Here is a 10,382-nt window from a genome sequence, read left to right on the forward strand (position 1 = left end):
CCGGAGCGTGGACCGGCGGATCACCGCCCGTCCCCGAGGCGGGCGGCGAAGGTCCGCAGCGTCTCGTACTGGCTCATCACGGCGTGCTCATCGCTGCCGACGGGGTCCTTGAAGAAGAAGGCCAGTTCGGCAAGGGGCCCGGAGATCCCCCGCTCATGGGCCCGGGCCGTCAGCCGGGCGAGGTCGATCACCAGGGGCGCGGCCAGCGCCGAGTCACAACCGGCCCAGGTGAACTGGAGATTCATCCGCACGCCGAGGAACCCCTCGAACGTCACGTGGTCCCAGGCGGTCTTCCAGTCGCCGAGGGAGGGCACGTAGTCGATGTGGACCTCGCCCTCGACGGGGTGTCCCAACGTCTCGGCGAGCACCCGCTGCTTGGAGGCCGTCTTGCTGGCCATCGCCGCCGGATCGGCGAGCGTCTCGCCGTCGCCGCCGCCGAGCAGGTTGGTGCCGGACCAGCTCCTCACCCGCAGGCCCCGGGCGGCGAGCATCGGCCCGAGGGTCGCCTTGAGCAGGGTCTCCCCGGTCTTGCCGTCGTTTCCGGCGTACGGCAGTCCGGCCTCTTCGGCCAGTTCCCGCAGGGCCGGGATCCGCATGCCGGTGGACGGCGTGAAGTCGACGTGGGCGCACCCGGCCGTGATCGCGGCCAGGGCGTACAGGGAGCTGGACGGCAGCACGTCCTCACCGGCGGACAACGCGGCGCGCAGGGCCGCTGCCGAGTGGTGCGCCGGGTGTGCCCGGAGCACCGGTTCGGTCGAGGACACGTTGACGACGACCACGCGGGCGAGACCGTGCCGCTCGCGGAAGGCGGTGATGTCGGCGCGTATCGCCTCGACGGCGTCCGACTGGCTCGTGTCCGGGCCCGCGAGAGGGGCCGGGCGTATCTCGGCATCGGCTGCGGCCAGGTCGTCGTGCACGGCGGTGGGCAGCCCGTGGGGCAGCACCCCGGCCGCGACCAACTGCTCGGCCCGTTTGGGCAGCGGCGTGCAGGCGACGTCGTGTCCCCCGAAGACCAGGTCGGACACGGCGGACAGGCCGGCGTCCGGGAACCCCGGCTGCTCGGTGACGCATCCGGTCGGACCGGCCAGCCCCGCCCGCAGAGCGGCCGTGCCGACGACGGCCGTGGTGGCCACCGATCCGCGCGCTCCCGCCAACCAGACACCCGTACGACTGCGCTGATCTGGCATCTCGTCCCCTCCGTCGGCCGTGCGCGGTCGCGCCCGGCCGCCTTGTTCCTCGCTGTCGATGTCGCTGTCCCCTGTCACCTGCTTCCGCTCCCCTCCGGACGGCCTTCCGGGGTCAGGGCGCGGCGCGGGGGTCACCTGCGGCAGGACGTGCCGGTGACCCGAGCCGGCGTCGATGTCGGCGGGCGGGTGCCGGATGCCCGGCGCGCCGCCTGGGACGGCGGGCGTGCCGGGGCACGTCAGCACCGGTCAGTCGGTGCTTTCCGGATCGCAGTTGAACTTCGCCGTACCGGCCGTCATCCGGATGCCGCCGAGGACGTGCGACAGGAACAGCGGGTCGGAGTAGCTCTCCTTCGTGTGGCCCATGCCGGTGTAGAAGGACCGGCCGCGGTCGTACGGGTGGCACCACGCGATGGGGTGGTCCGCGCCCATCGAGCCGCCGTTGTAGCCGACCGGGTTGTACGTGCTCTCGTCCAACGTGGCCAGGACACGGACGTCGGAGCGGGGGTTGGAGCGGTAGTTGTACCACTCGTCGGTACGGGTCCATCGGTTGGGCAGGCCCTTGGTGGCGGCCGTGCCCTGGCCCACCACGTTCACGGTCGCCTTCTGGATCGACGGGTGGTCCCTGAAGTACGCGCCGACCAGGCCGCCGTACCAGGCCCAGGTGTAGCCGGAGTCGGCGGCGGCGTGGATGCCGACGTAGCCGCCGCCGTGCTCGATGTAGCGCTGGAAGGCGTCCTTCTCGGACTGCTGGTCCAGCGGGTCGCCCGTGGTGGAGACGAAGACGACCGTCTGGTACTTCGCCAGGTCGGCGTCGTTGAACCGGGTGGCGTCCTCGGTGGCGTCGACCGCGAAGCCGTGCTCCTGGCCGAGCTTCTGGATCGCTGCGACGCCGTCGGGGATGGAGTCGTGCCGGAAGCCGGTGGTCTTGGAGAACACCAGCACTCGGAAGGCGGGGTCTGCCGCGTGTGCGGTGGTGGCGCCCGTGGCCGCGAGCGGCAGGGCCAGAGCGGCTGCGGACAGGAGCGCGAGGACAACTCTGCGGGACATCGTCAACCTTTCGTGACCTGGTTCCAGGGACAGTGGGTGCTGGGTCAGCTGAAGGCGCCGGGCAGGTACTGGTCGACGTTCGCCTTCGTCACGGTGGCGGAGAACAGGGTCAGCGAGGACGGCAGGTCCTGGCCGACGAGGTCGTTCATGCCCTTGTGCTGGGCGACGAGCCGGGCGATCTTGATCGCGGAGGCGGACATGTTCGACGGGTAGACGACCGTGGCCTTGAGCACGGAGTTGTCGGCCTTGATCTCCGTCATGGCGTGCTTGGAGCCGGCGCCGCCGACCATGAAGAAGTCGTCGCGGCCCGCCTGCTTGATGGCCGCCTCGACTCCGATGCCCTGGTCGTCGTCGTGGTTCCACACCGCGTCGAGGTGCGAGCGTGCCTGCAGCACGTTGCTCATCACCTGCTGACCGGAGTCCGCGGTGAAGTTGGCGGCCTGCCGGATCCCCACGCGGAAGCCGTACTTGGCCAGGCCCTTCTTGAACCCGGCGCTGCGCTGCTGGGTGAGTTCGAGGTTGTCGATTCCGGCGATCTCGCCGATCACGGGCGCGGAGACGCCCTTGGCCTTGAGGGTCCTGCCGATGTAGAGACCGGCGTTGAGGCCCATGCCGAAGTTGTCGCCCCCGATCCATGTCCGGTACGCGAGGGGTGTGTCGAAGACGCGGTCGACGTTGATGACGGGGATGCCCGCGTCCATCGCCTGCTGGGCCACGGAAGTCAGTGCCTTGCCGTCGAACGGCAGGATCACCAGGACGTCCACCTTCTTGCCGATCAGCGTCTGGACCTGGCTGATCTGCGCGTTGACGTCGTTGGTGCCCTCGACTGCCTCGAAGTGCACATCGGAGTACTGCTGCGCCTGCGCCATGGCGTTCTTGGTGATGGCCGCCATCCAGCCGTGGTCGGCGGCCGGGGCCGAGAACCCGATCGACACCTGCTTGCCCGGCTTGTCGTTGTCGGTGCCGGCCTTGCTCGCCGCCTTGACGTCGTCGGTGGACGCATCGTTCTTGTTGCTGGTGCAGCCGGCGACCAGGGCTCCGCCGCCGAGCACCGCGCCGCTGAAGAGAAGCCTTCTGCGGTCCAGTCCGCCGAGTCCGCGCTTGTCCATCTCGCTAGTCCTTCCAGTCACGGGGTCCTGCCTGGGGTGTGCCTGCCGTGGTCGATGCGGACGAGCCGCGCGGCTGGGCCGGGGGCGGCGCGGTCGGCGGCAGCGGGGACTGGGCCGCCGTCCGCGCCGCTGCTACGGGGTGACGGTTCTGCGTCCGCGCCGCTGGATCAGCACGGCGGCGATGATGATCAGGCCCTTGGCGATCTGCTGGATGTCGGTCGTGAGGTTGTTCAGCACGAAGATGTTGGTGATCGTGGTGAACACGAGGACGCCCAGGATCGAGCCGACGAGCGAACCGCGGCCCCCGGTCAGCAGGGTCCCGCCGATGATCACCGCGGCGATCGAGTCCAGTTCGTACAGGTCGCCGAGGTTGCTGGCGCCGGAGGTGGTCCGCGCGGTCAGCATGACCGCGGCGATGCCGCAGCACAGGCCCGACAGGACGTACAGCACCACGGTGTGACGGCGCACGTCGAGGCCGGCGAGGCGCGCGGCCTCCTGGTTGCCGCCGATGGCGAACGTCCGGCGGCCGAAGGTGGTGCGGTTCAGCAGCACCCAGCCGAGGATCACGGCCACCGCCAGGATGTAGACCAGCAGCGGGATGCCGAGCCATTTGGTGGAGGCGACGGAGTTGAACGACTCGACCGTGACCACCTGCGACTGCCGGTCGGAGATCCGCTCGGCGAGTCCGCGGGCGCTCGCCATCATGGCGATCGTGGTGATGAACGCGACGATGCTGCCGTAGGCGATGATCAGGCCGTTGACGAGGCCGACGATCGCGCCCACGGCGAGGGCGCAGAAGACCATGCCGCCGAGTCCGTAGGACTGGGTGGCCACGGTGGTGCACCACACGGACGCGAGCGCCACGATCGCGCCGACGGACAGGTCGATGCCACCGCCGATGATGACGAAGGTCTGGCCGATCGTGATGACCCCGATGACGGCCGCGCTGCTCAGGATGACCAGGGCGTTCTGCCTGGTCGCGAAGTTGCCCGAGCTCAGCGCACCGATGACGCACAGCAGCACGAGGACGACGAACAGGCCGAGGTTGCGGACCCTGCCCATGTGCCCGAGGAAGGCCGGTCTGCTGCCCTTGCCCGGGGACGAGCCGGTCTGCCGGACGGATCCGGACGGTGATCCCTGGCCGGTGGCGGGCAGCGGACCGCTCCCGCCGGGGGGACTGGTCTGCTGGCTCACGCGGAGCTCCCTTCCATGACGAGGTCGAGCACTTTCGATTCGTCGAGGTCCAGGGCGTCGGCCTCGCGGACCACTCGCCCTTCGCGCATGACGAGGACGCGGTCGGCGAGGCCGAGGACCTCGGGCACCTCGCTGGAGACGAGGAGCACACCGACTCCCGCGTCGGCGAGCCGCCGGATGAGCAGGTAGAGCTCCGCCCGCGCCCCGACGTCGACACCGCGGGTGGGCTCGTCCAGCAGCAGGAGCCGGCAGTCCTTGAGCAACCAGCGGGCGACGACGGCCTTCTGCTGGTTGCCACCGGACAGCGTGCGCACCGGTCGGGTCGGGTCGGGGGGCCGCAGGTCGAGGCTGCGCACCGCTTCCGTCGTGGCGGCCAGCTCGGAGCGTGAGTCGAGGAACCCGGCCCGGGCGAACCGCCGCAGCGAGGACATGGACACGTTGTGGGCGATGGAGGAGTGCATGAACAGCGCCTGACTCTTGCGCTCCTCCGGGGCGAGTCCGATGCCCGCCCGGACCGCGGCGGTGATGCTGCCGGGCCGGAGCGCGGTTCCGGCCACGCTGATCCGCCCGGAGGCCGGACGCCGGGCTCCGTAGACCGTTTCGAGGATCTCCGAGCGGCCGGAGCCGACCAGGCCCGCCAGACCGACGATCTCGCCGGCCCGGACGGTGAAGGACACGTCCTCGAACTCCCCCGGGCGGCTGATGCCTTCGACCTCCAGGAGCGTCGGGCGCTCCTTCGGGTCGGGAGTCTGCGGCCTCGGCGGGAAGACGTACTCGACCGTGCGGCCGGTCATCAGCGAGACCAGCTCGGAGGTGGGGGTGGTGCGCGCGGCCAGCCCGCGGGCGACCGTGCGGCCGTCCTTGAGGACCGTGACACGGTCCCCGATCCGGCGGATCTCCTCCATGCGGTGCGAGATGTAGACGACGGCCACGCCGGCGGCGGTGAGGTCGCCGATGATGCGGAAGAGGTTGTCCACCTCGTCGTGGGCGAGGACGGCGGAGGGCTCGTCCATGATGATGAGCCGTGTGTCGTGCGAAAGGGCGCGTGCCATGGACACGAGCTGCTTGCCGGCCGAGGACAGCTCGCCCACCTCGCGGGTGACCGGGATCTCCGGGTGCCCGAGCCTGCGCAGGAGTTGTCGCGCGGCGTCGTGCATCCGCGAGCGCTGGGCGAAGCCCAGCCGGGACTGCTCGTGACCCAGGTAGATGTTCTCCGCCACCGTCAGGCCGTCGGCCAGGTCGAGTTCCTGGTAGATGGTGGCGATCCCGTGGCGCATCGCGGCCGTCGGGGTCGGGAGCGTCACCGGTTCGCCCTCCCAGACGATGTGTCCCTCGTCGGGCTGGTGAGCCCCGGCGAGGACCTTGATGAGCGTGGACTTGCCGGCGCCGTTCTGGCCCAGCAGACAGTGCACTTCTCCGGCGACCACGTCGAGGTCGACGCCGTCGAGGGCCCGGACGCCGGGGAACTCCTTGACGACGCCTTGCATCTCGAGCAGCGGGGCACTCATGGGTCTCCCTCTGATGCGGTCTCCGCCTGCCCTCCGAGGGGCATATGACGGTTCGTCGACTTGTCGATCTCATGGAGCGGTCGGCCCCTCATGGGTGGCCTCGACGAGGAGGCTTCCGAGGGGTCGGACGTGTCGTGAAGGGCGGTGGTCCCGCTCCGGCCGGGGCCGGTCGTGGATTCTCGGCGGTTTCCTCGTGGGTGGGATTCGGTGGTTCCGGTCGGCTGTTCTCCGATGGGCCCGTGCGTCCGTCCGGGTTTCCCGGATCAGGCCGCTCCCTGGTCGCGTTGCGAGCTGAGAGGAAGGTAGTTCTCACAACGTTGTTTGAAAAGGGTTCGCGAACCTTCAGAACCCATCGTGGCCGGAAGCGGCAACAGGTGTAACACTTCTGGGCATTCAGCGTCGCGGCACACGTGGAATGCCCGGGACTTCGTGCTGTACGCCGGTACTGCGGGCTGCCGGGCGGCCGCCCGCCCGCCGCTCACCTCGCGAACTCGCATGCGGTCAGCTCCGGTTCACCTCATAGTGGGCGGATTACCGAACCCCTCACGCGAATGGCGCGCGAGACCCGCACCGTGGCAGGCGGGTATTTCCGGGGCGCGTCGTCGGACGCGCTCCGGATTTGCCAGCGTCTGCACGGCGGTTGCCACCGGTGAGTGACATCCGGTCTCCCGACCGGGAATGGAAGTTGTTCGACCGAGCGAATTCCCTTACGGATTTTCCTTGAAATCCTCCTGTGCGTGAACGGAACGTGTACGTCGGTCGCGGACGGCCGGCCGGGTGGAACGTATGGCGTCGGCCAGATCACCGAACCGACCGACGACGCCTGGTTCCCTCAGGGCGCGACCGCGACGGCGTCGACGCTTCCGGACGGTGGCGGCGAGTCCTCCTGTGAGGCCTTCTCGTGCGCTACGGACGTCCATACGCTGCCTTGTGCCGCGCTGTGCTCCACGGCGGCCAGCACCCGCTGCACCTGCAGCCCGTCGGCGAAGGACGGTTCGGGGTCCCGACCCTCGTCGATGGCCAGCATCAGGTCGCGCACCTGGTGGACGAACGTGTGGTCGTAGCCGAGTCCGTGGCCCGGCGGCCACCATCCGTCCAGATAGGGATGGTCGGGTTCGGTGACCAGGATCCGTCTGAAGCCCGCCGTCGCGGACGCCTCCGTGTGGTCGTGGAAATCAAGTTCGTTGAGGCGCTCCAGATCGAAGGCGATGCTGCCGCGATCGCCGTTGATCTCGATGCGCAGGGCGTTCTTCCGGCCGGCGGCGACCCGCGTGGCCTCGAAGGATGCGACGGCACCGCTTGGGAACCGGCCGGTGAACAGCGCGGCGTCGTCCACCGTGACGGGTCCGCGTGGCGCCGTTCCGTCGACGACGGCCGCGAGCCCCGAGGACGCCGCGGGGAGCGGACGTTCACGGACGAACGTCTCGGTCAGCGCGGAGACTCCCGTCAGCGGCTCACCGACCAGGTACTGGGCCAGGTCGACGATGTGGGCGCCGAGGTCGCCCAGCGCGCCGGAACCCGCGTGCTCGCGCTGCAGCCGCCACACCAGGGGGAACTCCGGATCCACGATCCAGTCCTGGAGGTACTGCGCGCGTACGTGCCGCAGGCTGCCGAGGCGGCCGTCGGCGATCAGGCTGCGGGCGAGGGCCAGCGCCGGTGTGCGCCGGTAGCTGAAGCCCACCATGGAGCGCACGCCGCGACGCGAGGCCGCGGCCGCGGCGGCGGCCATCGCCTCCGCCTCCTCGACGGTGTTGGCGAGCGGCTTCTCGCACAACACGTGCTTGCCGGCCGCCAGCGCCGCGATCGCGATCTCGGCGTGGTTGGACCCCGGGGTGCAGATGTCCACAAGCTGAACGTCGGGGCGGGCGATCAGGGCCCGCCAGTCGGTGTCGGTGGCAGCCCAGAGCTGACGCCGGGCAGCCTCTTCGAGGGCCGCTCGCTCGCGTCCGGCGAGGGCCGCCATGACCGGGCGTATGGGCAGATCGAAGGCACAGGCGACGGTACGCCAGGCATGCGAGTGCGCGCGGCCCATGAAGGCGTATCCGACCATGCCCACCCCGATGGTGGGCGAGCGGTGCTGACTGTCCATAGGCGCTCCTGAAGGATGCATGTGGCGCGGGCGACGGACGCGAGAGGTCACGTCCGTTCACGGGGAACGGATTCCGGCCGCGCGAGGGCGCGTCAGGCCGGTGAGAAGATGTGGTCGCTGATCAGCCGGGTGGCGCCGATGACACCGGCGACCTGGCCGAGCTCGCCGAGGACGATCGGCAGGTTGCCGGTCGCCAACGGCAGGGACTGCCGGTAGACCTGGGTACGGATGCTGGCCAGGAGGGTGTGGCCAAGGCCGGTGAGCCCTCCCCCGATGACCACGAGGCCGGGGTTGAAGAAGCTGACCAGGCCGGCGATGACCTGACCGGTGCGGCTTCCGCCCAGGCGGATCAGTTCGAGGGCCGCGGCGTCACCGGCGCCGGCGGCCGCCGAGACGTCCTCCGGGGTCAGTCGCCCTGCCGCCTCGAGCCGCGCGGCAAGTTCCGCCGAGCGGCCCGTCTCGGCGAGCCTGGTCGCGTCGCGGACCAGGGCATTGCCGCCGAAGTGGGCCTCCAGGCAACCGGTGTTGCCGCAGGCGCACGGCGGCCCGTCCGGATCCACCTGGATGTGGCCGATGTCGCCGGCACTGCCGGTGACACCCCGGTGGACCTCGCCGCCGACCACGATGCCGCAGCCGATGCCGGTGCCCACCTTGACCCACAGGAAGTCGCGCACGGACCGGGCGACACCGGCCTGTTGCTCGCCGAGGGCCATCAGGTTCACGTCGTTGTCGACGAGGACGGGGCAGCCGAGTTCCTGGCTCAACGCCTCGCGAACGGGGAAGCCGTCCCAGCCGGGCATGATCGGCGGTGCGACGGGGACGCCCTCGGGGAACCGGACGGGCCCCGGGACGCCGATCCCGGCGCCGTCGAAGTGCTCCGCCAGGCCGGCCTCGCGCAGCTTGGCGGCCAGGGCGAGCACTCGCTCGAACACGGCCACCGGGCCCTCACGCACGTCCAGCGGCTCGGAGAGGTGGCCGAGCACCTCCAGCTCCGCGTTGGTGACCGCGGCGTCCACGGACGTGGCACCGATGTCCACGCCGAGGAATCGCAGCGAGGGAGCGATCCGGACGTTGTGCGAGCGGCGGCCGCCGCGGGAGGCGGCGAGACCGTCCTGGACCACGAGGCCCGTCTCCAGCAGCCGGTCGATCTCGACCGCGAGCTTCGAACGCGACAGCTCGACACGGTCGCCCAGAGCGACCCGGGACTGCGGACCGAGGTCGCGCAACAGGCGGAGCAGCGTGGCCTGGTGGACATTGGCCGGTCGAGCCGTCATACGCCGCACGCCGCCCCTCCCGTCGTCGACGAAGTCGTACACGCACCCAGCACTTGGGTGGCGCAACTTTCAAAAGGACCGTAGCACCGTGGTGCCGTACACGAAAGAACTTGTGCAGCAGTCCGATGAACTTTCATCTCGCAATGGACAAAGGTGGTTTGAAGTCACCCTCGTGAAGGTGGGTTCCCGGGTCCGCGCCTGCGGCGTGGGCCCGCCGAACAGGTCCTGACGGGCCCCGACAGCGGGCAGGTCCGATGGAGTGGAGCCGGCCGGCTCCACTCCATCGGACCTGGCGGTCGAGCCGTCCGAGTCGCCTCGACGGGCGCTCGTTCAGGCCCGCCGAGCCCTCTCGTACGAGGTGAGGGGCCGGCTGCCCCCCGCCGTCACCTCACCACTCCGTATGGGCGGTGTGCGGCATGCCGACGTCGGAACGGCCGGCGGCCTTCTTGATGTCGCCCGCCTCCCGCTGGTCGACGACGCCCTCGCGCCGGAGGTCCGCCACGGTCTTCTCGACGGACGAGACGAACGCGCCGTGGCTGGTCCAGGCCCCGTGGTCCTCGATCAGCTCGTTGATCGTGCAGCCGTTCGTCGTGACGCGGTTGGGGATGCCCGTGTTGATCGCGCCGACGAACACCGTTGAACGGTCGTCCGCCTCAGGGCAGTTGCTGGGCGGCTTGCTGCCGACGACGGTCAGGGTCAGCGACTTGGCCGCGGATGTGTTGCCGGCCTTGTCGGTGGCCCGGTACAGGAAGGTGTGGCCCCCTGTCCGGTTCACCGCCACCGGCGCGGAGTACGGCAGGTAGGGGCCGCCGTCCAGGGAGTACTCGGTCGCGGCCACGCCCGACCCCGAGTCCGACGCCGTCACCGTCACCGTCGCACCGCCCACGTAGTTACCGGAGGCGTCCCTCGTCCCCGACACGGAGGCCGACACCTCCGGCGGAGTGGTGTCCTGCGGCGGAGCGGCCACCACCGTG

The 10,382-nt window shown here is 70.4% G+C and carries 8 protein-coding genes; all 8 read right to left on the reverse strand.

Annotated features, from left to right (window positions below):
* Positions 1-20: 20 nt before the first annotated feature.
* Positions 21-1,187: an inositol-3-phosphate synthase gene (locus ACFY2Z_RS36375; protein ID WP_390748294.1), complete on the reverse strand. Its 1,167-nt coding sequence runs from the start codon at positions 1,185-1,187 to the stop codon at positions 21-23.
* A gap of 246 nt (positions 1,188-1,433) precedes the next feature.
* A complete protein-coding gene (locus ACFY2Z_RS36380) occupies positions 1,434-2,234 on the reverse strand; it encodes a ThuA domain-containing protein (RefSeq protein WP_390748270.1) in 801 nt (266 codons plus the stop codon).
* A 44-nt stretch (positions 2,235-2,278) separates the two neighbouring features.
* Positions 2,279-3,343, reverse strand: coding sequence for a substrate-binding domain-containing protein (locus ACFY2Z_RS36385; protein ID WP_390748271.1), 1,065 nt, complete (start codon positions 3,341-3,343; stop codon positions 2,279-2,281).
* Between the two features lie 132 nt (positions 3,344-3,475).
* A complete protein-coding gene (locus ACFY2Z_RS36390; RefSeq protein ID WP_390748272.1) occupies positions 3,476-4,537 on the reverse strand; it encodes an ABC transporter permease in 1,062 nt (353 codons plus the stop codon).
* Complete coding sequence (locus ACFY2Z_RS36395) at positions 4,534-6,045, reverse strand: sugar ABC transporter ATP-binding protein (RefSeq protein WP_390748273.1); 1,512 nt, start codon at positions 6,043-6,045, stop codon at positions 4,534-4,536. The genes ACFY2Z_RS36390 and ACFY2Z_RS36395 overlap by 4 nt, the downstream gene beginning before the upstream one ends.
* Before the next feature lie 832 nt (positions 6,046-6,877).
* Positions 6,878-8,134, reverse strand: a complete 1,257-nt coding sequence (locus tag ACFY2Z_RS36400; protein ID WP_390748274.1) for a Gfo/Idh/MocA family protein — start codon at positions 8,132-8,134, stop codon at positions 6,878-6,880.
* Between the two features lie 92 nt (positions 8,135-8,226).
* Positions 8,227-9,408 (reverse strand): ROK family protein, encoded by a 1,182-nt coding sequence (locus ACFY2Z_RS36405; RefSeq protein ID WP_390748275.1) that lies wholly within the window; start codon positions 9,406-9,408, stop codon positions 8,227-8,229.
* A 388-nt stretch (positions 9,409-9,796) separates the two neighbouring features.
* Positions 9,797-10,382, reverse strand: a 586-nt coding sequence (locus ACFY2Z_RS36410; RefSeq protein WP_390748276.1) for a chitobiase/beta-hexosaminidase C-terminal domain-containing protein, incomplete at its 5' end; no start/stop codon positions are given.

The sequence above is a fragment of the Streptomyces sp. NPDC001222 genome (assembly GCF_042896945.1).
Classification (GTDB): domain Bacteria; phylum Actinomycetota; class Actinomycetes; order Streptomycetales; family Streptomycetaceae; genus Streptomyces; species Streptomyces gibsoniae.

Bases quoted from the DNA above. Each gene is read 5' to 3' on its own strand.
- ACFY2Z_RS36375 (WP_390748294.1), bottom strand. From the start codon at position 1,187: ATGCCAGATCAGCGCAGTCGTACGGGTGTCTGGTTGGCGGGAGCGCGC.
- ACFY2Z_RS36385 (WP_390748271.1), bottom strand. From the start codon at position 3,343: ATGGACAAGCGCGGACTCGGCGGACTGGACCGCAGAAGGCTTCTCTTC.
- ACFY2Z_RS36405 (WP_390748275.1), bottom strand. From the start codon at position 9,408: ATGACGGCTCGACCGGCCAATGTCCACCAGGCCACGCTGCTCCGCCTG.
- ACFY2Z_RS36380 (WP_390748270.1), bottom strand. From the start codon at position 2,234: ATGTCCCGCAGAGTTGTCCTCGCGCTCCTGTCCGCAGCCGCTCTGGCC.
- ACFY2Z_RS36395 (WP_390748273.1), bottom strand. From the start codon at position 6,045: ATGAGTGCCCCGCTGCTCGAGATGCAAGGCGTCGTCAAGGAGTTCCCC.
- ACFY2Z_RS36400 (WP_390748274.1), bottom strand. From the start codon at position 8,134: ATGGACAGTCAGCACCGCTCGCCCACCATCGGGGTGGGCATGGTCGGA.